20 protein-coding genes are annotated in these 23,496 nt (G+C 45.6%); 7 read left to right on the top strand and 13 right to left on the bottom strand.

What is annotated here, in order from left to right; translation table 11 throughout:
• Positions 1 to 276: 276 nt before the first annotated feature.
• The gene (locus QWZ07_RS04305) at positions 277 to 2,067 is read right to left on the bottom strand and encodes an alpha-amylase family protein (protein ID WP_192853657.1); all 1,791 of its coding nucleotides are present in this window, start codon (positions 2,065 to 2,067) and stop codon (positions 277 to 279) included.
• 156 nt (positions 2,068 to 2,223) lie between these two features.
• Here QWZ07_RS04305 and QWZ07_RS04300 point away from each other — a divergent pair, with 156 nt between their 5' ends.
• On the top strand, positions 2,224 to 2,613 hold the full coding sequence (locus QWZ07_RS04300; protein ID WP_192853658.1) for a DUF1294 domain-containing protein: 390 nt from the start codon (positions 2,224 to 2,226) through the stop codon (positions 2,611 to 2,613).
• A 52-nt stretch (positions 2,614 to 2,665) separates the two neighbouring features.
• On the opposite strand, the gene QWZ07_RS04295 is transcribed toward QWZ07_RS04300, so the two are convergent.
• On the bottom strand, positions 2,666 to 3,250 hold the full coding sequence (locus QWZ07_RS04295; RefSeq protein ID WP_029222567.1) for a LysE family translocator: 585 nt from the start codon (positions 3,248 to 3,250) through the stop codon (positions 2,666 to 2,668).
• Between the two features lie 141 nt (positions 3,251 to 3,391).
• Between QWZ07_RS04295 and QWZ07_RS04290 the strand changes: the two genes are divergently transcribed.
• Both QWZ07_RS04290 and QWZ07_RS04285 read left to right on the top strand, forming a co-directional pair.
• Positions 3,392 to 3,832 carry an Lrp/AsnC family transcriptional regulator gene (locus QWZ07_RS04290; RefSeq protein ID WP_009845852.1) on the top strand — a complete coding sequence of 147 codons (441 nt, stop codon included), beginning with the start codon at positions 3,392 to 3,394 and terminating at the stop codon, positions 3,830 to 3,832.
• Between the two features lie 26 nt (positions 3,833 to 3,858).
• Positions 3,859 to 4,788, top strand: a complete 930-nt coding sequence (locus tag QWZ07_RS04285) for a LysR family transcriptional regulator (protein WP_004732134.1) — start codon at positions 3,859 to 3,861, stop codon at positions 4,786 to 4,788.
• Between the two features lie 158 nt (positions 4,789 to 4,946).
• On the opposite strand, the gene QWZ07_RS04280 is transcribed toward QWZ07_RS04285, so the two are convergent.
• The 5 genes from QWZ07_RS04280 to dsrO form a co-directional block, all read right to left on the bottom strand.
• Entirely contained in the window at positions 4,947 to 6,008 is a 1,062-nt protein-coding gene (locus QWZ07_RS04280) for a c-type cytochrome (RefSeq protein ID WP_192853659.1), read from the bottom strand.
• Positions 6,009 to 6,017: 9 nt separating this feature from the next.
• Positions 6,018 to 6,659 (bottom strand): c-type cytochrome, encoded by a 642-nt coding sequence (locus QWZ07_RS04275; RefSeq protein WP_192853660.1) that lies wholly within the window; start codon positions 6,657 to 6,659, stop codon positions 6,018 to 6,020.
• 478 nt (positions 6,660 to 7,137) lie between these two features.
• On the bottom strand, positions 7,138 to 10,230 hold the full coding sequence (locus tag QWZ07_RS04270) for a tetrathionate reductase subunit A (protein ID WP_192853661.1): 3,093 nt from the start codon (positions 10,228 to 10,230) through the stop codon (positions 7,138 to 7,140).
• Between the two features lie 14 nt (positions 10,231 to 10,244).
• Positions 10,245 to 11,393, bottom strand: coding sequence for an NrfD/PsrC family molybdoenzyme membrane anchor subunit (gene nrfD / locus QWZ07_RS04265; RefSeq protein WP_192853662.1), 1,149 nt, complete (start codon positions 11,391 to 11,393; stop codon positions 10,245 to 10,247).
• Entirely contained in the window at positions 11,390 to 12,226 is an 837-nt protein-coding gene (gene dsrO / locus QWZ07_RS04260; protein ID WP_192853663.1) for a sulfate reduction electron transfer complex DsrMKJOP subunit DsrO, read from the bottom strand. The genes nrfD and dsrO overlap by 4 nt, the downstream gene beginning before the upstream one ends.
• 268 nt (positions 12,227 to 12,494) lie before the next feature.
• Here dsrO and QWZ07_RS04255 point away from each other — a divergent pair, with 268 nt between their 5' ends.
• The 4 genes from QWZ07_RS04255 (at position 12,495) to tnpA (ending at position 17,305) form a co-directional block, all read left to right on the top strand.
• On the top strand, positions 12,495 to 14,384 hold the full coding sequence (locus QWZ07_RS04255) for a sensor histidine kinase (protein WP_192853664.1): 1,890 nt from the start codon (positions 12,495 to 12,497) through the stop codon (positions 14,382 to 14,384).
• 11 nt (positions 14,385 to 14,395) lie between these two features.
• A complete protein-coding gene (locus tag QWZ07_RS04250) occupies positions 14,396 to 14,998 on the top strand; it encodes a response regulator transcription factor (RefSeq protein WP_076668421.1) in 603 nt (200 codons plus the stop codon).
• Positions 14,999 to 15,362: 364 nt separating this feature from the next.
• Entirely contained in the window at positions 15,363 to 16,601 is a 1,239-nt protein-coding gene (locus QWZ07_RS04245) for a tetratricopeptide repeat protein (protein WP_102339958.1), read from the top strand.
• Positions 16,602 to 16,867: 266 nt separating this feature from the next.
• Positions 16,868 to 17,305: an IS200/IS605 family transposase gene (tnpA, locus tag QWZ07_RS04240; protein WP_192854770.1), complete on the top strand. Its 438-nt coding sequence runs from the start codon at positions 16,868 to 16,870 to the stop codon at positions 17,303 to 17,305.
• A gap of 134 nt (positions 17,306 to 17,439) precedes the next feature.
• Here the strand turns inward: tnpA and sstT are convergent, their stop codons facing one another.
• The 6 genes from sstT to QWZ07_RS04210 all read right to left on the bottom strand — a co-directional run bounded on the left by sstT (position 17,440) and on the right by QWZ07_RS04210 (position 23,409).
• The gene (gene sstT / locus QWZ07_RS04235; protein WP_017108934.1) at positions 17,440 to 18,654 is read right to left on the bottom strand and encodes a serine/threonine transporter SstT; all 1,215 of its coding nucleotides are present in this window, start codon (positions 18,652 to 18,654) and stop codon (positions 17,440 to 17,442) included.
• A 454-nt stretch (positions 18,655 to 19,108) separates the two neighbouring features.
• On the bottom strand, positions 19,109 to 20,173 hold the full coding sequence (gene rsgA / locus QWZ07_RS04230; RefSeq protein ID WP_192853470.1) for a ribosome small subunit-dependent GTPase A: 1,065 nt from the start codon (positions 20,171 to 20,173) through the stop codon (positions 19,109 to 19,111).
• Positions 20,174 to 20,705: 532 nt separating this feature from the next.
• Complete coding sequence (locus tag QWZ07_RS04225) at positions 20,706 to 21,164, bottom strand: copper chaperone PCu(A)C (protein WP_017108936.1); 459 nt, start codon at positions 21,162 to 21,164, stop codon at positions 20,706 to 20,708.
• Between the two features lie 86 nt (positions 21,165 to 21,250).
• Positions 21,251 to 21,847 carry an SCO family protein gene (locus QWZ07_RS04220; protein WP_192853471.1) on the bottom strand — a complete coding sequence of 199 codons (597 nt, stop codon included), beginning with the start codon at positions 21,845 to 21,847 and terminating at the stop codon, positions 21,251 to 21,253.
• Positions 21,844 to 22,284 (bottom strand): hypothetical protein, encoded by a 441-nt coding sequence (locus QWZ07_RS04215; protein ID WP_065104445.1) that lies wholly within the window; start codon positions 22,282 to 22,284, stop codon positions 21,844 to 21,846. The genes QWZ07_RS04220 and QWZ07_RS04215 overlap by 4 nt, the downstream gene beginning before the upstream one ends.
• Before the next feature lie 204 nt (positions 22,285 to 22,488).
• Positions 22,489 to 23,409 (bottom strand): polyprenyl-phosphate transporter, encoded by a 921-nt coding sequence (locus QWZ07_RS04210; RefSeq protein ID WP_076668414.1) that lies wholly within the window; start codon positions 23,407 to 23,409, stop codon positions 22,489 to 22,491.
• Between the last annotated feature and the right edge of the window lie 87 nt (positions 23,410 to 23,496).

The following is a 23,496-nucleotide window of genomic DNA, read 5'->3' as shown; positions in this document are numbered from 1 at the left end:
AACTATTTGTGATGGCTATATGTAAAGTTATTTTTAATACGTAAAAATAGGAAACCTAGTGTCAGTATCACGCTTTGTATTTGGTTTAAGTGAAATTAATTGGATCAATAGCTCATATGTTCGATATTAATAACCTAAGGCGTAGAAGCTAGGAGTAGATAATAAGGATGAGAGCTCATCCTTATTAATGTGAGGAAGGTATCGAATTGAGAGGTTGTTAATTTAACGTGGGAATTAAGTTAATTATCAATTAGTAGGGTAATAGTTGTTCGGTAACTAATATTGATCGATAGGGTCTTCATCTAACGATAATACCCAAACCAAAGATGCGAGCGGTTTTAATTCGATACTAAATTTTCCGATGCTATTTTCAATGTTGAATACTTGTTGGTGAACGCCCTCAATATGTTCATCTAGCAAGTAATTGCCATCCGTTATTTTAAGCTTTTGGATGACATCATTTGGGACCTTCAAGTGAATACTTTCGGTGGTATGTTGACTGAAATTAGCAGCAACGATGGTGAGTTCTTGGTGGTCATAGCGCAGGAATGCGTAGACTGAATCACTCAAGTTATTGCTCTGATGTAAGTCTCGGTATTCACCTGTCATTGAAGAGTGCTCAAGCGAAAAGTTCATTACCTTTTGATAGAAGTGACGTAGTTGCTTTTCGTTTTCGTCTAATAATCCGCCATCGAAGGCACCGTGATTCATCCATTTTTGATGTTGTGGGACTCCGATGTAATCGAATATAGAAGTGCGTGAGGGCTGTCCAAACCCTGCATTCTCTGCACCGGGTTCTCCGACTTCTTGTCCAAAGTAGATCATGGTTGGAGAACTGCTCAATAACGTGCTGACGAGCATTGCTGGTTTGGCGATATTCGGGTCACCTACAAACTTAGGAGAAGCGATACGCTGTTCATCATGGTTATCCAAGAAGTGCAGCATGTGATGTTCAATATCCATCATTTGATGTTGGATCTCAGGGATGATTGCCGTTGAAGCCTTACCTTGCATTATGGCTTTGAGGCCGTCGTACAGGTCAACCTTGTCATAGAGGTAGTCCATCTTGCCGAGATGAATGTAGTCGCGGTATAAGTCCGGTTGATATACTTCAGCCATTAAAAAGGCATCTTGGTTTTTCATCTTTATCGATGAATTGAGGTAGCTCCAGAATTCGACTGGAACCATCTCAGCCATATCGTAGCGAAACCCATCAACGCCTTTGTCTAACCAGAACAAGGCGATGTCTCGGAATTTAACCCAAGAGCTAGGCACAGCGACCGATTCCCAGAAATGATGATGCTCTCGGTAATCTCGTTGAGCATAGTCATTCGGTAGTTCAGGGAAGTCTTTTGAACCGTCTGGTCGCACGCCATAATTGATTTTCACCGTCTCATACCAATCATCGAAACTAGGCTTGGCTAAACGTGAGCCGTTACCCGTCCATTTGGCGGGCTTTTCGATAAATGGAGAACTTAGATTTGGGTGCTGCTCACCACCAAGTGGGGTAAAGGCGGGCTCGATATCTGGCAGTTCAAAGGTGCTGTTGGGGATGTAGTAAAAGTTATTGTCTCTGTGGTATTCCAGCGTTGTGTCATCGTGAGCACCAAAGTCACAGACGCCTTGTGGGTTGTTTAAGCCTTTATAGTGACGCGCAACGTGATTCGGTACGATATCGATGATCACTTTTAAACCGTTGTCGTGGCTTCTTTTAATTAACGCTTCAAACTCTTCTAACCGATGTTCAGGATTGTTGGCGAGGTCAGGATTGACTGAGTAGTAATCTTTGACCGCATAAGGCGAGCCTGCGCGTCCCTTAACTACACTTGGGTGATCGTCTGAAATCCCGATGTGCTTGTAATCATTGATGACGGCGTGATGTGGCACCCCGGTATACCAAATATGAGTCATACCGAGTTTGCGGATTTCTGACAGCGCTTTGTCGGTAAAATCACTGAACTTACCGACGCTATTTTGCTCGATTGTGCCCCATGGAACATGTTGGGTGTTTTTATTGCCAAATAAACGCGTAAAAACTTGGTAGATGGCGTACTTTTGGTTGTACATATTTATAATTCCTTTAACTTCCATCATGTTATGTAGGGATGAAAGGGCTGTTTATTTTTTGCAGGCTAACCGAATTACAATATGCCTTACTCATCCTTATCAAAATCTACAGGGCGTAATTGCTACAGTATGTGAGCTGTTACCCAAAAGGAGTTGATGTTGTCTTCATCTATTCAAATCGCCATCACTTATCTGGTGTTGGTGGCCGTGTCTGTGTTGTTTGCAGAAAGTTCTAAAGCGCTGTTGGTGTGGCATCTGGCTATCGGATTGGTGACGTTTTTTGTATACGCGAAGGACAAGCGAGCTGCGATCAATGGCAATTGGCGCGTGCCAGAGAAAACTTTGCATATTTTTTCTGTTGCTGGTGGCTGGTTAGGGGCGTTGATCGCTCAAGATAAGCTACGCCACAAAACGCAAAAGCAGCCGTTTAGGGCGATTTATTGGCTGACTGTGGTAATCAATGTAGCAGCATTTTTATGGACGCTAACCCCGAGCGGGCAGGCGATATTTGGACGTTGGCTTAGCGAGATTATTGGATACTTGTAATGAAATTGATGGCCAGTAATCACTTACTAACCATCATAGGGAAACTATCTGGTTACAACATCGGAATCGTTGAGGCTAGAAGTAAGCCTGCCATACCGTAGTTGAAGCTCTTGATGCGTACTGGTGTTGTTAACCAGTGTTGCAGTTGTTTGCCTGCTGCCGTCCAGAATGTCACTGATGGCAAGTTAGCTAGCGTAAAAATTGCTGCGATGATTGCAAGCTCCCACCATGAACTGCCACTGCTATAAACGGATATCGCAGTCAGAGCCATCGACCAACCTTTAGGGTTCACCCATTGAAAACTGGCAGCGCCGATGAAGGTCATTGGTTTAAAAGCCTCAGTACTTTTCGCTTTGCCGCTCAATGCTATCTTAATCGCAAGGTACACGAGGTAAGCAAGGCTCAGGTATTTTAAGATTTGGTGAGAGACCGGATAGGCGTTAAAAATCCCCATTAAGCCGAAGCCAACCAGTAGCAACATGGCTGCAAACCCCAGAGCAATGCCCAGCATGTGCGGAATAGTACGGGCAAAGCCAACATTGGCTCCTGATGTCATGAGCATGATGTTATTTGGACCTGGTGTGAAGGTCGAGACAAACGCAAACAAGGCAAGTGCGCTAAGTTGTTCTAAAGGCATTGTGATTCTCCAGCAGTAAAATGAACGAAGTGACTGACCGGTCATGACTTTCACGTGTTGAGAAACATAGTAGGTGGAAAGTGAGGCAATTATGTGCTTTTATTTCCTCAATTATCACTTAATGCACAATAATAAGTACTTATGGATAGATTTGACGAAAGGATATTGCAAGAGCTTAAATTGGACGGCAGAATCTCCAATATTGAGCTTTCTGAACGAATTGGTTTGTCGGCTTCAGCGACCTTAAGGCGAGTACAAGATCTCGAGCGTAAAGGGATCATTCAAGGTTACCGTGCAGTTCTGGATAATGGCCTGATGGGCGTTGGCTTTATTGCTTACGTTTCGATTGGTTTATCGAGCCACAGCAAAGCGGCTCAACTAGAGTTTGAACAGCATGTCAGTATGGAAAAAGAGGTGGTGGAGTGCCACAACATTACTGGTGCCAATGAATACTTGCTAAGGGTAGAAACCAAAGATCTACCGGGCTATAAGAAGTTTCATGCCGATGTGCTTGGGGAGTGTGCTCAGGTTCAATCCATTACGACCATGGTTGTTATGGATACACCCAAAGATGAACGTTAGTCGAGTTTTATTTCAGGAGAGGCGCAGTGCCAAATACTAATCAGTTGTTATTGTTCTTAGATGTGGTTCAACAAGGGTCGTTTACCAAAGCGGCAACCTTGCATGATATGGACAACTCATCACTCTCTAAACAGATAAAAAAACTCGAGCAAGATTTAGGTGTTCAGTTGCTCAACCGTTCTACGCGTTCGTTCTCGTTGACGTCGGCGGGTGAGGATATTCTCGCACAAACCTATGTACTGAAAGATACTATCAATCAGATCCAAGGCATTGCCGACTCGTACCAATCTGAACCCAAAGGTGTGCTACGAATTACGTCGCCGATCTATTTTGGTCAACAATACTTGCAACCTATCATTACTCAGTTCATGAGAAAGTACCCTGATGTTCAGATTGTGCTGTCATTGGACGACAAGATCGCCAACATCATTGCTGGGCAGTTTGATATCGCGTTTCGCTTCAGTAAGCTTGTTGAATCGAATTTGATTGCGAAGAAGATTGCCGACAGTAACTTCATGTTGGTCGCATCGAATGATTTTGTGAAGCAGCATGGTGAGCCGAAGACGCCACAAGATCTACTCGCGTTACCTGCCGTGATTTATACCAATGGTGATATGACGGTCGATCATCTGCGTATCAGTGAAGAGCCGCACGGTAATACCTTCCAAAGCCTAACGATTCGTGGCAACTATAAGGTGAGTGATGTTCGTACTATGGTGTCTTGTGTGAAAGATGGTCTAGGTTATGGCTTCCTTGATCAATCAAACCTGTATGCCTCAATGAAAGAACTTGGCTTGGTCACTTTACTGCCGGATTATCCGATCTCTACGATTGATACCGCAATCTACGCTGTGTATCCGCACCGTAAGCAGACCAAACTGGTCAAAGAGTTCATTACTACGGTTCAAGACTATATTGGCTCTCCGACCATTTGGGAAAAGATGCAGCAAGGTTAGTTGTCTTTCTAAAAGTTTAAACACAAAAAAGGAGCTAGATCGTCACATGACCTGGCTCCTTTTTATTTTTCCTGCAGTCACTAATTTACAATGTAAAGCTTAGCTATAGCTGGCCTGAGCAGCTCTTACTCTCGGGAATAGAGGCTCATGACTCGAGATCAGTGCTCGTGAATCGCTTCCTTGCCACTTGGGTACGCTTTAGAACCCAGTACATCACCGTCGACTTCTTTACCATAGTAACCTTGGTGGTTGTGGTAACGCTTAGCATTGCCTGCAACATCACCCTTGTATCTAGGATCTTGTGGGCGTTCATGACTGTTCACAAAAGCGGCCACATCCCATGCATCTTGAATCGAAAGCTGCTTACTCTTTCCAAGCGGCATGTTTTCGTAGATGAAGTAGGCAGCGGTGTTCACGCGGTGCATACCTGCGCCCCAGTTGAACGAGTTTTCGCCCCAAAGTGGTGGCAGGTATGAGCGACCATCCGCCCCTTTAATGCCTTCGCCATTTTGACCATGACACGTTTGGCAGCTGGTTTGATAAACCTTTTCACCACGCGCTATCGACGGCTCTTGTTCAGGGTTAGCAATCTTAGGGTAGCCACGACCTGCCAGCTTGCTGCGATCATCAATTGGGTATTTGCTTAACAGTTCTTCTGGAAGAGGGAAGCTCTCCGCTTTTCCTCCAACTTGTAAATCCGCATCGCTGATCTCAGGGACGGGCGTGTCTTGCATGCCGTTCTTATCTAAGATGCCACCCATCGCCAACCAGTATGAGTAGGCCGTAAGCGCGACCATCTCTTTTGAGCCTACTGCTGGTGGTAAGCCATTCATTGAATAGGTAAAACAACCTTGGATACGTTCTGCGTAGCTGTTTACCTTGTCGTTTTTCTTACGGTAAGCAGGGTAAGCCATGTACGCTCCCCAAAGAGGTGCAGCATTTGCCTTCATGCCCGCTTGCATGTGGCAGTTTACACAGTTTTGTTCATTGCCTACGAACGTCCCACGCATCTGCTGAGAATCGACAAACAGCGAGTAGCCCAGTTTGACTTTGTCGCCAAATTCCCCATCAGGAATATCTACCAAGTCACGTGGCACCAGATATTTATTATCTTGTGGTTTTTCAACGGCGGGCAGTTCGGTTTGGCGATCGGGCAACTCAGCTTCGGCATAAGTGATTCCAGAGGCAAGGGTTGCGGTAATTAGAAGTAATGTTTTCATGCGAGCCCTTTAGTATCGGAAAGATGCGAAGTAGTAAGACAGGTTTTTGATTTCATCGTCAGTTAACTTACCGGCGATATTGCCCATCATGTTCAAATCATCACCCTTTCGAGTGCCGTTTTTCCAAGCATTGAGCTGAGTTTGAATGTAGTCGGCGTGCTGGCTCGCTAGGCGTGGGAATTTGTCTACGCCCATACCACTTGGGCCGTGGCAGGTTGCACAAGCAGGAATGTTTCTGTCCCAATCGCCTTGGAATACAAGCTTACGGTAGGGGTTATCAATATCCGCTTGTGAGCCGCGCTGTTCTAAATCGCTAAATTCGTATGAAGGTAGTGAAGCAAAGTACTCTGCTACTTCACGACGAATAGCAGGATCTGATACACCATCCGCCATGCCCTTCATGATCGCGCTTTGACGCTCACCACTAGAGAATAGAACCAGTTGATGTTCAAGGTAGTCAGCATTGAGCCCTGCTAGCATAGGGGCAATGTTGGGCAAGCCTTTACCGTCAGCTTGGTGGCAGCCACTACAGGTTTCTGCAGCTTCTGGCATTGGATTAGGCGCTGCTTGTGCAAAACCAGATAAAGAAAGGCTTCCCAGAGCTGCGATACAAAGCGTTAATGTTTGAGTTTTAATTTTCAGCTTAGTCATGAGGCGTCGCTATTGGTTGTAGTGCACGCATTTTCGACATAATTGATTGTTCGCGCTATTGTGGATTTCCACATTAATTCACTTTGAATTTGAGGTGGGTCTCACATTAATAACCTCAACCACCATAATGGTATTGATGTGAATTCCGTTAGGCCAATCCAATCGCTGTTTACGAAATGCAAGGGAACTGCCATGTTCGCCTCGGTGTAACTGCTTGTTAAGGCTCTTTTATGGCACCGATTTTATAAGCATAGCCGCTTTATGGATACTGACTAAAAAAGTTGTGGTGAACAGAAGAAAAGAGAAGTGATGAATCTTTGGTTGTCGCGACTGGATTGGTTGTTGCGGGGTGGATTGGTTGTCGCGGATTGAATGCTGTCGATGTATTGACTGCTAAAAACAGAGCAACCTCGAATGGCGAAGTTGCTCGGTTGTATCCCTATTCAGGAATGACTAGGGATATATGCTGGATCACTGATTAGACTTTGTAGATCTTAGCCGGAAGTGCTTGTCTTGCTGCTGAACCCACAACCCAATCTAACATGACGCCTTTGCCTTCTCTCGTCGGGTCAATCAAGCCTATATCATTGATGTTAACGCCATCGTTCGACTTCATCTTCACTGGTTGTTGTGTGTCACCAATCCAGTGTGCACGTTCACCGAGCTCTTTGTGTCCAAAGCCGTGTTCAAAGCCTAATGTGCCTTGTTTGATACCATCAATCACCATCGCCAACGCGTGTGTAGTTGAACTCGGTGTTTCAATGGCAAATACGTCGCCTGTTTTGATGCCAGCAGAAGAGGCGTCTTGCGGGTGAATGTAAACTGGGTTCACGCCTTTGATCGACTCCAAACGTGGTGACAAGTTAGACACCGCACTGTGAATGTTGGATTTAAAGTTGGTCAGAGTAAATGGCCATTCTTTGGTCGGGAACTGCTCTGCTAAAGGTGTGCCGTCTGCCAGCTTCTGTGGATACCATGTCGGGCAACCCATGTACTGCTCGCCGCTGATGGTGTTGCGAGAGGTACCCAGCTTTTCATTCCAGATAGCCAAAGGTTTGGTCCATTTGTATTTCATGGTTTCATTGGTGTAGGCATTGGTTGCGTCTTCAAAACGACCGCCACGCGCAAAGATATACGCCACTTTGAGCATCTCTTCTGGCTTGAGCGTTTTGTTCATCACAGGCACTAGGCGCTCTAGACCAGACCAAACGATATCTTCGGCATCTACATTCGGCACTCCGCCTTTAACGAACGCTAGATTAGCCGCAGAGCGTAGGTAGAAATCTTCCGCACTATGGATGCCGTGCCAGTTACCTTGGTTGTCTTTGATTACGTTATCGCCAAAGCCACCTAAGCCAAGTGTTTTCGCCACATCAATAAAGAAGTTCTCTAGGTTGATGGCGCGCCCATCTTGAGTGCGTGAGGTTTTAGGCTCAACAATCGGCCAGCGAGCAGTGATCGCTTTGGTCGCAACACCATGCCACGGTGTTGCCATGCCCCAGCTTTCGTAGGTAACCGTGTCTGGTACGAGGTAATCCGATAATGCTGTTGTTTCATTGATGAAGGCATCGATAGAGACGATCAAGCCAAGCTGTTTTGGATCTTTGAGCTTCTCACCTAGCAAGTTATCTAACCCCGGAACGCCATAAAGTGGATTTGCCATGTGGTTGATCCACGCTTTTGCGCGGTAAGGATAGCCATCAATGGCTGCTGATAAATGCTCGGTTAACAGCGGTGCTGAGATTGGGTACCAAGGCGCGCGCGTTGGGTAAGGTGATTCACCTGCAGCAACGCGACGCTTGTATTCGCTGGTCTTGTGATACGGGAATTTGCTGCGAGACAAGAATACGCCTTGAGGCTTAGTTTTGCCTTTGAACTTGGTAAAGTCATAACGTGGGCCTGCAACAGAAGTTGGGTAGCCACCCGCTTTCGCCATCGCACCGCCTTTTGCATTGATGTTACCGATCAGCGCGTTCAGCATCAGAATAGAGAACGAGTTGTAGAAGCCGTTGGTGTGCATGTTGCCACCGTGAGTATCAACAACTGCTTTTGTCCCGTAGCTGGTGAAGCGTTTCGCTAGTGCAATAATTTGGTCTTGCGGGATTTCACACTGCTCACTGTAATAAGCAAGGTCGTATTTGAAGGCTTCTTCCTTCAATCTTTGTAGAGAAGACTTAACACGAACGGTTTGACCATCGATTTCTACGTCTTGATCGACGAACAGAGCCGCTTCATTCACCTGAATATGCGATGATAACAGTGACGTTGTCACATCTAGTGCGATAAATCCATCATCGTCAGACATAGGTTCGCCTGTTTCTAGCAAACCCATATCCGATGCGCGAAGCATACGCCCGTTTTGTGGGTGTGCTTCGTCACTGATCACAAGATGTGAAGCATTACACCAATGCGTGGTGCCTGCTTTTTGCATCGCTTGTGCGCTTGGGCGAGACAAGAAGTCGTGATTGTAGCGTTGGTTTTCGATGATCCATTGGATCATGCCCAGTACTAATGCTGAATCGGTGCCCGGTTTGATCGGTAGCCAGTTGTTGCGATCGCCCGCAGCAAGGCTTGAAGATCCAGCTGGAAGACTTGGAGTCACTATGGTGTAGCTCAGTTTTCCGTTGGTACGAGCCTCAGCCAGTTGTCTTGCTTGGCGCTTAAACGGGTTACCTGCTTGAGCCGGAGACATACCGATGAAAAGAATGAACTCTGCGTTGTTGAAGTCAGGCTTTAAGTGCGAGAACTTGTCTAGATCATTCATGATCGCACCTGAACCTGCGCGGAACGCGTAGCCACAGTAAGAACCGTGGTGACCAAAGTTGCGAGTACCGTAGCTGTTAAATGCAAAGCGCTTCAAGATGTCGTCACGGCCTTCATTACCGGCATTGGTCACAAGCAGTTGGTTGGCTTTTGGTCCGTATTCAGGGTTGTTTGGATCGAGTGGTGTTTCGATGTCGCGAATCGATCGTAAGCCTTCAACTTCACCTTCACCGAATAAGTCACCACCCTCGGTGATCTCAGAGATTAGTTGCTCGTAGCTGATCGGTTCCCACTTACCTTCACCACGTTTACCGACACGTTTGAGCGGTTGAGTGATTCGGTATGGGCTGTTTTGAATCTCTAACATGCCGTTACCTCGGGCGCAGGCTGTCGAGCGGTTATTGATACCGGATTCACCAGACAAGCCAATGTAGGCGTCTTTTACAGGTGTTTTGAACGGGATCTGTTGGTCGCTTGATAGCGGGTGGTAAGGGTTGCCCGAGATGCGCAAAATCTCGTCATTGCGATTATCGATACGCACACGCAAGCCACACAATGTCCAGCAGCCAAAACACATTGATGGTGCAACGCGTTGGTTTGGATTCGGCGAAATCTTACCTTGCTCATCCACACTGTATTCCGTCTCGAGTGAGTTACCGTGATGGATGTGATTGGTTTTCTTACCTGCGGTGCCATCAATAGCACCGTGAACCATGTGTTTTGTGGTTGTCGCATAACCTGCAGCAAAAGCTCCAACACCACCGGCAGCAAGGCCTGTTTTCAAAAATTGACGACGTTTGTTATCCATGATGATTCCTCAGACTACAAGCTATGTGAGCGGTTAAGTGGTGACGGTGTGTTTTGGTTTGGCTTAGATGCTGTCTTTGTTGCAGAGCCAGTTGTTCTTGACGATCCAGTAGCCACGATTTCAGAAGCGAACAACGCAAGCGCTAACCAAAGGCCGCACATACCAATAATGCCAAGTAACCCAGCGCTACCCATAGGCAGTTCATAAGGGAATGGGCCTACATCAAAACGTGGAATGGTTTGAACTTCCATTATGGTGACCCAACGTACCGCCCATGCTGAAATCATGGTCGCAAGTGCTACACAGATAATTCCTAGCTTGCTTTGCGATAAGCGTTGTAGGGGGAGCACTAAGATCATGCACAGCAAAATACTGGTGGTCATGATGCCTAGATTGATTCCCCAAGCGTTGTTCTCATAGAGATTGAAGTGACCATGGTTAGATGCCCAAATCGACGTGAGAATGATGGCAAGGCCACCTGTTAAGGTAATGGTTCTTTGTATTAGAGCTAGGTCTGTTGGTTTTAAGCTTGGTTTGCTTGAAGGCAGCAGAGCCCAAATCAATAGAGTTAAACCCGTTGCAGCAAAGAATGCGGTCGTGAACCAAAGTAGTGGAGAAGCCGGTTGATGCCAAAGCGGTCGGCTCGCCAAAATCGCAATCTCTGCGCCTGTGTAAAGCGCGATGCTTAGGCCCGAAATAGCCGTCACAGCAGCGAGTGCAATCATCAGCTTTGACGATATTTGCCATTGACCTAGCGTCAGCCAAGACAAACGTTTTAGAAATGGGTTTTCACTTTGTTTAAGCTGTGCGATGTCGTCACGCAGGTAAACCCAAGCAGTCGCGACAGCCAGACCAGAGAATAGAGGTAGAAACAAAGAGCCTAATGACATCCATGACCAAGGCGTGATGTGGGCGTAAAAGTGCCAAGCACGTCCCGGTTGGTGCAAATCACCGGTTAATGCTAATGGCCCAACAATCGCGCCGATGGCCATCACAAGCACAAGGGCAGAACGGAATTGATGGCTGGTTGAGTTTTTGAATATCAGTGCAATCAAAAACAGAATAGCCGCCGCATAAGCCGAACCGATGTAGAAGAAATATTGAACCGCCCACGGTAGCCAAGCGATCTCTTGAGCGGGAACTAACACCTCAGTGATATTCATGCTGTCTCTCCTTGTTTGCCTTGTGTCGCGATTGCCAATTCTTGTTTGCTAGAGGATGAGTTATCGATGGAGGCTGGATCATAAATCGTAGGTTGGCCTTCGATATGGCTAACGAATCGCTCGTTCATGCCGATATAGAAAACATGTGGGTTGGTATTCTGCTCTGGCTTGAGCACCTTGATGTCGTCTTGGTTTTCATTGAGCAGACGATTGATTTCACTGTTTGGATCTTTAAGGTCGCCAATGACACGCGCGCCACCGACACAGGTTTCTACACAAGCGGGCAGTAAGCCGTCTTCAAGGCGATGTGCGCAGAAGGTACATTTGTCGGCGGTAAGCGTATCGTTGTTAATGAAACGAGCATCGTAAGGGCAGGCTTGAACGCAATAAGCACAGGCTACGCAGCGCTCGTTATCCACCATCACAATGCCGTCTTCACGCTGGAAGGTCGCTTGAACAGGACAAACCTTGATGCAGGGTGCGTTGTCACAGTGATTACATAGGCGAGGTAACATGAATGATTTCACGTCTTGTTGAGCTGTCGAACCATCATCAAGGGAGACTTCATACTGTTTTACGGTGGTTCTGAACTGGCCAATCGGCGCTTGGTTTTCCACGCTGCAGCCAACAGTGCATGCCTGACAGCCAACGCACTTACGTAAATCAATCGCCATCGCGTAGCGTTTGCCTACTTCGCCTTTGCGGTCAGGCTGGTTGTTATTGCGAATGGCTGTGCTCGCGACTGCGGTGTTGATTCCGGTAATGGGAATGAGCGCAGCGCCGGCGGAAACTTTACCGAATTGGCTGAGAAACCGTCTTTTCAATGAGTCCATAGAGGTACCTATAAATGGGTATTCGATCTGTTAGGCTCATTGTCAGTTTTTGACCGCACACGGGGTATTGTGGATTTCCACATACCCAGATCAAAGTTGATCTAGAACAAATGTGGTTTTCGCTATCTAGCTGTTATGCTTTGTTTTAGAGGCTTATTTAAGGCGATCTAAGGCATAAGTTAAGCTTAAACATGTCGTCAGCGTGAGACGAAGTGAAATGACGACAGAATAAAATGAATAAACAGTCGGTTTGGAGAAAGAGATTTTAGTGACCGTTCGAAAACTAATGACAATCGTTAGCCTTTGCTGGTTAAGCCTAACCGCGGGTGCGTGTTTCGCGGCTCAATCTGAACAAGCGATAGCAGCTTCAAGCACAACCCCAAACCTAAAGATCACTGAACCCGACCAGATTATCGAGGTTGGCGTGTTGGCGACCCGAGGCAAACTTTCGGCACAGCAGCGTTGGCAGCCAACCATGGATTGGTTGTCTGAGCGTATTGCGGGTAAGCACTTTGTTCTCAAGCCTTTCAACTTGGAAGAGATGGCCGAAGCAGTGAAAGGAGTCACTGTCGATTTTGTTATTACTAATCCAGGACAGGCGGTTCGATTAGGACGTCAGTACGCGCTCTCTTGGATGGCGACCATGACCAGTCATAACTTTGAACAACCGGGTGCCAATAATACGCAAAGTATTGGTTCGGCCTTGGTGGTGAGAAGAATGTCGCCTTATATTTCTTTTGAACAACTGAGCGGTAAGCCGATTGCAGCGGTCTCGGAAAATGCATTTGGTGGTTACTTAACAATGCGTTACCAAGTGATGCAAGAAGGGCTTAATCCCAACCACTTTTTTTCCAATACACAGTTCTTAGGTTTCCCTATCGATGCCAGCTTGTACCAACTGCGAGAAGGACACATTGAAGCGGCTGTGGTGCCAGCTTGTTTGGTCGAGAGCATGATCAGTGAAGGCTTGCTGGTGGCGGGTCAGTATCGCGTTATCGGTAATCAAGCGCCTGAAGGCTTTCGATGCCAAGTGTCTACGCCTCTGTATTCCAACTGGTCGTTTGCCAAAACAGAGCGAGCCTCTTCGGCATTAGCTAAGCAAATGAGTCAGGTGCTGTTTTCAATGCCCAAAAGCAGTGTGCCAGCCATTGCAGCGAATGCCTCGGGTTGGACGTCACCCACAAGTTTGCTCTCAATCGACAAGCTTTATCAGCAACTCGACATGCACCCACTACAACAACCTTGGTGGAAGGAAGCGTTAATCTGGCTTAAATACAATCAACAGTGGGCTTGGGCGTTCTTTATTTTTGTAGTGTTACTGAATGCTTACCACTTCTGGTTAGAGTACAAATTCAGCCGCAGTAAAAAACAGTTAGAAGCGACGCTACACAAGCTGAAAAGTAAGAGTGAACAGCTGGAACATTCGCAACGTATCGCGGTGGTTGGTGAACTGGGAAGCAGCTTGGCACACGAGATCAATCAACCTTTGGCGGCCATACGCAACTACAGCGAAGGCGGTTTATTACGGATTGCGAAGAACAAACCATTGACCGATATTGAACCTGTGTTTGAGAAGATTCAGTCTCAAGTGGATCGTGCAGACGCGATCATCAAACGCTTAAGAAACATGATAAAGAAACGCTCATCGGAAAAATCTCAGACGGACATCGAGCAGTTACTCACAGACACCATTGAGTTGCTCCAATTTCGATTACAGAAACACAAGATAACCATTGAGCGCCACGCTGTAGGTAAGCCTATCCAACTGCATGTCGATCCTGTGGGATTGCAGCAAGTGATTGTAAACCTGATCAACAATGCGACTGACGCGTGTAACGCACAACAGCACCGCGAACAAAGCGCTGCGTCTGATATTGATAACAAAAACAGCGAACCACCAACAATTAAAGTGATTACCGAGTATCAACCGGATAAAATGATGCTGTCGGTTATCGATAACGGAACGGGTTTAGATTTAACCGAACAACAAGTCACTCAAGCCTTTGTGAGTAGCAAAGAAAATGGCTTGGGTTTAGGGCTTGCGATTTGCCAAGATGTGATTGAAGACCACAGCGGCCAAATGACCATCAAATCATTAACTCCTCATGGCTGTCACGTCGCTGTGACGTTACCTTTTTCTCTTTCAAATGATTCATAAGGAATCTTGTTATGTCTGAACTTCATCAAACGTTGCCGGTCTATGTGGTTGATGACGATGAGTCGATGCGTGACTCATTGGTGTTCCTATTGGAAGAGCATGATTTCACGGTGTCAGCCTATGAAGATGGCCCAAGCTTTCTGGATTCAGTGGATTTGAGTGCTGCTGGGTGCGTGGTGTTAGACAGCCGAATGCCTGAAATGAGAGGGCAACAAGTTCATGAATTGATGGTGAAAGCGCAGAGCCCATTGTCGGTGATTTATCTGACGGGTCACGGCGATGTGCCAATGGCGGTAGAAGCCTTACAAGCGGGCGCGGTGAACTTCTTTCAAAAACCGGTTAAAGGCAGCGAATTGGCTACGGCAATCAAGCAAGGGCTAGAGGCTTCTGAAAAGCACTTACATATGAATGTGTATCGCCAAGCGTATGCGTCGCTAACCGAGCGTGAAATAGACATACTAAAGCAGATCATAGATGGCAAACGTAACCAGAAAATTGCCGATGAATTATGTATTGCCATGAGAACGGTGGAAGTACACCGAGCGAGTTTGATGAAGAAGTTTTCGGCGAAGACGGTTGCCGAGTTGGCTTACATATACGGTCAATTGACCTAGGCATAGAGCTGTCTCTTTATCCAAACGAAACTAAAGCTGTACGGCAGTTGCACGAAATTGTTGATGAAAAAAAAATCAATTGCGTCACCAAGCTTTAGGACTTTTCTGATGAAAGGCAGCCTTCATGATTTATCTATATTGAAGCAAGATCACATCGTCTATGGACTGCATACGGATTGAACCCCCTAGGCTTCTTATCGCAATGTAATCCTGAGATACTGAACTAAGTTCATTTTAAGGCGGAACGTGTAAGTAACTGCACTTTTCCCTGTAATTCGAAACATAACATTCACTATGGGTAGAACACACTCTCAACGTCGAGTCTTGTATCTGCCGAGTTAGGTTAAAATATTTTATGAGTACAATGGGAATCGCAATTGGTGCGACGGCTCTTTCGTTAATACTTGTGGCCGTATGGTTGGTTTCTTTGTCGTTAAGAAAGCAGCGAGTGGAACAAGAACGTAAAGCTCGTGCTGTCGCTTACCGAAAGGCGATTGAAAAAGCACGCATCCAAGAGCAAAAAGAGCGTAACTTCAAAGCCGAAACTGGACATGTTCCATCGATTCTGTATTTGGCGAAAGAGGCTGAACGTAACAATATTAAAGAAGCCCTATATTGGTACGACAAAGCCGCGCATTTAGATAATGTCACCGGCATGTACGGCATTGTACGCATGAGTATGAAGCGTAAAGAAGACCTAATTTTGAGAGAAAAAGCCAACTTTTGGCAGCTCGCGATCTCAGCTTTAGATAACGATATGGGCGCGAAGTTTGAGATGGGTAAAGCACTCGTTTTTGGTCGCGGAACCGATAAGAACATTCCCAAGGGTTATACCTACATCGAAGAGTCAGCAACGGGCGGAAACACTGAGGCGATGCTGTTTATGGGTGAGTGGTGTCTAGACAAAGAAAACCCAGATTACTCAGCCGAAAGCTCATTTGAGTGGTACCAAAAGGCCGCAGATAAAAACAACTTAGACGGAAAAATCAAACTAGGTTTGAGTTATTTGAATGGTGTTGGTGTCGAGCCCAATCATGGTGAGGCTGTTTACTGTTTTGAGACTGCCGCGGAAAAGAACAGTGCAGAAGCCATGTTTAGAGCCGGTGAAGCTTGGATTGACCATGGTGAACACGGTAATGCGATTGCCTATATTTGGTTATTTTTGTCCGCTCATTTTGGTTATTCAGAAGCAAAACAGTTGAGGGATAAAGTTGGGGGTGAACTTGGAGTTGATGCTGTCGTAGGACTGCAGGCTCTCACGAAACCAATCATGACCAAATTGACTCAAGAAGCCGTCACCAAACACTCGGTTATTAAGGCGTTGAATAAACTCTACAAACGTAACATCCCGATCCCTAAAAAGGTGAAAGAGGTTACTGAAGAAGAGGAAATTGACGAGTCGAATGTGCAAGGCAGCGATGTTGAAATGAGTTTCGAGATGAAAACCCCGAACTCCAACCCAGAGCACAACCAACAATATTCTCCAGAGCAACACGCAGCGTCCCAAACGGGTTCGGCTCAAACCACAGATAATGCATCGTCACCAGCGCCTAGCAGTGCGTCTTTAGACTTTAGCCAAACCAATTGGAGTAACAAAAATTAAGTCAGTAGCTTGATGAGATGAGCGTTAGAGCGAGTTGAACTCTCATTTAGGTCAGCTCAGCTTGTTTTAGTCACACTCCATTGGAGACGGGACACTCTGAGTTAGGAATGACAGGATCAAAAAAGGGAAGCTGATGCTTCCCTTTTTATTGGCTCCTCAAAACCACCGCCTAGGGCGGTGGTGATTGTTCCTCTAGGCTATAGCCTGAAGAAGTGCCCATGTTAGAAGTAACCTCTTATTCACCACAAGTAAGAGGAAACAACCACATGGGCGATTACAGAAGTTCATCACATGTCTATTGGCGTTGCAAATACCATATAGTTTGGACTCCAAAGTATAGATATAAGATTTTGAAAGATAAGGTTGGAAAGGAGCTTTATCGTTCAATTTATATTTTGTGCAATATGAAAGACTGCGAGGTTTTAGAGTTAAATGTTCAACCAGATCATGTTCATCTTGTTGTCATTATTCCTCCCAAGTTGTCGATCTCGAGTTTGTTAGGAGTTTTAAAGGGCCGGACAGCAATTAGACTTTTCAATAAATTTCCACATATACGTAAGAAACTATGGGGAAATCACTTTTGGGCTAGAGGGTATTTTGTAGATACGGTCGGTGTGAATGAAGAAGTCATTCGACGATATGTCCGACACCAAGATAAACAGGACATAGAGTATGAACAACAACTGCAGTTATTGAAGAACTGATAGCGTGGACGCCCCCTTCTAGGGGGTTATAAAGCAAAACCGCCTTCTAAGAAGGCGGATATTTTTTTATGTGCTATTTGTTGTTAGAGCTTAGAGCTTAGAGCTAAAGGCCAAAGCTAATACCTAAAAGCTTATTAAGCTTTGTTTTGCTCAGCTTTACATACAGCCGCAGTGAACACGACGTCTGTTGAGCTGTTAAGCGCTGTTTCAGCTGAATCTTGAATCACACCGATAATGAAACCAACCGCTACAACCTGCATCGCTACATCGTTTGAGATACCGAATAGGCCACATGCTAGTGGGATAAGCAGTAGTGAACCGCCAGCAACACCTGATGCGCCACATGCAGATACAGCAGCAACAAGGCTTAGTAGGATTGCAGTGAAGATATCAATCTCAATACCCATTGTGTGTACAGCTGCAAGTGTTAACACAGTGATGGTGATTGCAGCACCCGCCATGTTGATCGTTGCGCCTAGAGGGATAGATACAGAGTAAGTATCTTCATCTAGTTCTAGCTTCTTACAAAGGTTCATGTTCACTGGGATGTTTGCAGCACTTGAACGAGTGAAGAATGCCGTTACACCAGACTCACGAATACATTGCAGTACAAGTGGGTATGGGTTCTGTTTTGTTTTCACAAAGACAAGCAGAGGGTTAACCACAAGTGCGATGATCAGCATTGAGCTTAGAAGAACTGCTAGCAGTTGACCGTAGCTTGCCAGTGCATCGAAGCCTGTTGTTGCGAAGGTAGTTGAAACAAGACCGAAGATACCAAATGGTGCAAGACGGATAATGAAGCGAACAATGTGTGAAACACTGTGGCTTAGGTCTTCGAAAACCGCTTTGGTTGTTGCAGATGCGTGGTGCAGTGCAAGGCCAAGACCGATTGCCCAAGCAAGAATACCGATGTAGTTCGCGTTCATTAGCGCGCTAACTGGGTTATCGACAAGCTTGAATAGAAGGGTATGAAGAACTTCAGCAATACCTTGAGGAGGATTAGCACCTTCAGCACCAGCAACCAGAGTCAACGTGGTTGGGAACATGAAGCTCAATACTACTGCTGTTAGTGCAGCAGAGAACGTACCAATCAGGTAAAGCACAATGATTGGACGCATATGAGTATGCTGACCTTTCTTTTGGTTTGCGATAGAAGCTGCTACAAGAATGAAGACTAAAATTGGGGCTACAGCTTTCAGCGCACCAACAAACAGACTACCTAGTAGACCTGCATCTTGAGCAGCTGATGGAGAAACCATGGCGAGAACGACACCGAAAACAATACCAGCAAGGATCTGTAGAACGAGATTTCCACGAGCGATGCGGGCGAACATGTTGTGATTTTGCATAAAATACCTGCAATTGTTAATTTATTATAGTGATGTATCTTTTTATAAAGTTGTACCAAATCCAACTATACACTAGTGGAATGGGCGGTCATATTAGCGGGATCCTACGGAGTGTCTAGGAATAGTTTAGATTTAGGGTGATTGTTTGCGCTACGTGGTGTTTTTAGAGCTAAATGTTAAATTTTTGTACTCTGATTGAGATATAAATCTGTGTGATAATACTCATTCGGGTCAATGTTCTGGTGAGAGTGGTGTCAGTGTCCAATCACGAGATCATTGTGTGCAGAAATGATCCCATCGAGTTCCTGTTAATACAAAGAAGCCCTGTTGATGCAAAGAAACCCCGCTGATACAAAAAAGCCCCAAGCCTAATGCGTTAATAAGCTAGATAAGCTAAGGCACGTTAGGGACATGGGGCTTAATTATGTGCTGTAAAACCTACTCTAAGAAACGGCTATTTAGACGATTTCTTGATATTACGGCTCTCTGATTGCACGGTTTTGTACATTTTAGAAAGCTGTTTACTGCTCGCTCTCTGTTCTGCCAATGACGCTCCATTTCTTGCTTGCTCTCTGAGTAGCTTCTCATAGTTAGAGAATCGTCTTTCAGAAAGCTCACCGCTTTCAATGGCTCTGCGTATTGCGCATCCTGGTTCTGACTCATGGCTGCAATCAGAGAAGCGACAATGCATGGCTAACTCTTCCACATCGGAAAATGTTTCACTTACACCCTCGGCACAATCGGCGAGTTGTAGCTCACGCATTCCCGGTGTATCTAACAACAAGCCTCCAGATGACAATAAATGCAATGATCGTGATGTTGTCGTGTGGCGACCTTTACTGTCGTCTTCTCGAATGCCACCAGTAGCTTGCTGAAAGTCACCAAGCAACGAGTTGACCAAGGTCGATTTACCTACACCGGATGAACCCATTAAAGCAACGGTCTTGCCTGTTTTACACCAAGGCGACAATACTTGAGTCGAGTCTTGGTCTAGGCTGTTCACCGCTTCGATCATCAACATCGAATCTAAGCTTTGCACTTGTTGTACTTTGTCTTCGTAGTCGTCACACAAGTCTTTCTTAGTGAGGACGATAACCGCTTCAACCTGCGCTTCGTTGGCGAGCGCTAGATAGCGTTCGATGCGGCTCAGATTAAAGTCATTGTTTAACGAGACCACGATAAACACGGTATCGATATTGGCTGAAATGTACTGTTCTGCTACGCGACTGCCCGCCGCTTTACGGCTGAAGATCGACTGACGTTCTAGCAAGCGGTCGAATTGTAGCTCAGCGTTTAATATCACCCAGTCTCCAACCGTCATTGCTGGCTGGTTTTGATGAACGGGTAGAACGATTTCGCCTTGTTCTGACGCCAGAGTATAGCCGCTGCGATGGTGTGCGGTAATACGAGCAATGACGGAGTTGTCATAGTCTTCGAGTGTCAGTTGTTGCTGAAATACAGGTTGCCATCCAAGCTGTTGAAGTGACATTGGATGAGAAAATGCTGTTTGTGAATTCATGTTTATTTACCCAGACGTGCGAGCTTTCTTTTCTTGTGAGAGCATTAACATCTTGTGAGACCTCTTATTTGTTGATGAGATCAAAAGAGGTAATGAGACCAAAAAGTATTGCTGAGATTAAAAAGCGTCGAGACGTCAAAAATGTTTGAGCTTGGGTCGAATTCAAATAGATAGGACCCCGGATTTAGTCATGCGCTATTGGCATGAGAGATTGATCTCTTACGGATCAATAGCAAACCGGGTAAAAGTGTGCGGTAGTCAACGGGTGACGAGATGTTGGTCGATCGATATTTAAGTTGGATTAACCAAACAAATTAACGCGTTACTTTTACTGCCAGTTTTAGTGTTTTGATTACAATCATCTTCTATTCTCCTTGGGTTATTAATGGGTTCAGGCTTCAAATAGAAAGCGAACCCAGTTTAACAAAAAGCCACGATGGCGAGAAGTCATCGTGGCTTAATTTTGTCTAATTTTTGTCTAATATTCACTTCTACTTATAATCAGTATCGTTGAACATCAAGTGGTGCCAAATTAGTGATGATCGTGATCCATCTTTTTCATGCCGCTCATTACTTTCTTCACTGGTGCATCGAATGTCTGAGTTTCACCGTTTGCGTAAGTCAGTGTCATTTCGATTTTCTCGCCTTCTTTTAAGCTGCTTGCTAGATCGAATAACATGATGTGTAGGCTGCCCGGTTTAAGTACCGCTTCACCATTTGCAGGGATCGTGATCTGCTGAACTTGGCGCATTTTCATTACATCGCCATCCATGATGACATCATGAAGTTCTACTTTACCTGCTGCAGGTGTCGTTGCCGCTACGATAGAGCGTTCTTTATCGCTGTGGTTCATTAGGGTGGTGAAAACAGCGCTGTTGACCGCTGAAGGTGGTGTTGCGCGAGCGTAAGCGTCGTGAACCATAATGTCACCTTTAGCATGAGCAAGAGGTGCAAGCAGTAAGCCTGCTAGAGCAAGAGCTTTTAACTTCATGTTGTTGTCCTTAGTTTTTATGTTTTGGTCTGGGACCTGACTTTTTTAGTTCGAACTTTATTGAGTAAGTTCTTTATTTTTACGTTTTACTGCGTCAATTTGTTGATGGCCTCAACAATTGGCGCTGGCGTTAACGTATGCGGCACTTTGGTAATCAGTGTGCCGTCGGGCTTTAAAAAATAAAAATATGAGCTGTGGTCGAGGGTGTATTCCAACTCTGAACCTTCAAGCTTTGTTTTTCTGAAAATAACACCGTAGTTATGCGCAAGCGTTGTTGTTACATCTAACGGGCCACTTAACCCTTCCATCATTGGATGGAAGTATTGCGCGTATTCGTAAGAGGCTTCTGCTGCATCACGTTCAGGATCAAGCGAAACAAACATCGGGCGAATTTTCGCTTTTGCTTCGTCAGAGACTTGGTTAAGTGCTCCGGCTAACATCGCCAAAGAAGTCGGGCAGACATCTGGGCAACGTGTGAAACCGAAGTAAACGATACGAATTCTGTCATCGGTTTGGTCAAAGATTTTCGTTGGCTGGTTGTCCTTGCCGAAAAGAGTCGTTGCGGAGAACTCTTGTTTTGCTGCGTGTTGTTCTTGAACTTCGTTTTGTCCATCAAGATAGCTTTTGACACCAAAGCCAAGTACAAAAGCGACAACCAATGCTAACGACCAATTTCTACTCATCTTGCCATCCTTATTGCAGGGTTTACAGTATCGACACCATCAGTGAGCTCACCGACCCATGTCATTTTATCTAAAGTACATACAGGTAAAATTACATCACCTTCATAGGTATTATTGCCAATGCTCTTTAATTGAAAACGCGCAGATCCCATTTCCATCTCTAAGCCAATAAGTGACAGCATTAATGTGTCAGAAGCTGCGCCTTCCCAAACTACTTTGATTTTGCTTGGAACGAGTGGCTGAGCTGTTTCACTATCGAGTGTCATCGCAACCGCATTTTGCTCACACGATGTGGTTGAAAGCATGCAGTAATCATCTAAGTTAACGTCAGCAGAGGCTTGCTCCATCGCTGATTTAAATTGCTGAATTGCTTGCGGCCCATAAAAGCCTGCCACGAGAGCGATCCCAAGAGCAGCAACCTTTAATGCAGAGTGCATGTCGTGTTCTCATCTAATTTTATAAGAGCGGCGATGTTATCACACCCCTCAATACGTGCTTGTATCAAAAAGCAATTTTGTGCGTATGGTAGAACTAAAAAAGCGAAGCCATAGGCTTCGCTTTTATTTAAATAATAGGGATGTTGAACTCAGTATTTACGGGACTCATCCATGTAACACGTTTCCCATTTGTTTTCTGAATAGCTAGTCCGCGTTGCGCTCTGCAAATTTCTCTAACCCAAGGACCAGAGCAATCGCTACAAGCATCATCACAATTGCCAACACCAACTGAGAAGGCTGAGAGGTCACTGCTTCAAAGTCGAATGGCGATAGGTTTTCTTGAATCAGAGGAACTTGTTCACCTTTTGAGTTAGTGCGCCAGCTGATGGTCTCTTTCCAAGGCCAGATCTTAGGTAGCGTGCCAATCATCAAACCGGTTAAGAACACCAATGTGAAATCGCGGAATGAGCGTAGTAGCCATGAAAGTACGTGTGAGAAGGTTAATAGCCCAAGCACACAGCCGCTAAGAAATAGCGCAAGCACATCGATTTGGAACTCTTTTACGGCACCTAACACAGGGCTGTACATGCCTATCAGTAATAGAATAAAGCTGCCGGAGATACCAGGTAAGATCATGGCACATATCGCAATCGCGCCCGCAATCAGCAGGTTTATACTCGTTGGCTCCATTTGCAGAGGCTTAAGCACAGTAATGCTATAAGCGAAGGCAACACCAAGCAGCAAAAATACGAATCGAATCATATCGCGCTTTTCTACTTGCTTAAGAATATGGAAAACCGACACCAGGATAAGGCCAAAGAAGAACGACCACAAAGGAACCGGGTGCGTGACCAATAACCAAGAAATCAGTTTTGCGAATGTCGCAATACTGGTGAAAACGCCAGCGAACAGTGAAATCAGGAAAAATCCGTTGATGTGGTTAAACGCAGCTTTGAAGCCTTCGCGTTTCCATAAGCCAAGAACGCTAGGGTTAATTCTGCGAATGCTTTCTAGCAGCGTATCGTAAATACCAGTGATGAATGCGATGGTTCCGCCCGACACGCCAGGGACAACGTCGGCTGCGCCCATTGCCATGCCTTTGAAAAAAGTACTTAAGTAGTTCATTGCTTCATAGAGTTGAGGGTGATTTTGTGCAGTATACAAACTTTAGTGTAAAAAAAGTATGAATATGCCTTTAGCGAGGCGCTTTTA

It is taken from the genome of Vibrio lentus (assembly GCF_030409755.1).
Classification (GTDB): domain Bacteria; phylum Pseudomonadota; class Gammaproteobacteria; order Enterobacterales; family Vibrionaceae; genus Vibrio; species Vibrio lentus.
Note: the sequence above shows the minus strand (reverse complement) of the source record. Positions and strands in the feature narration are given on the sequence as shown.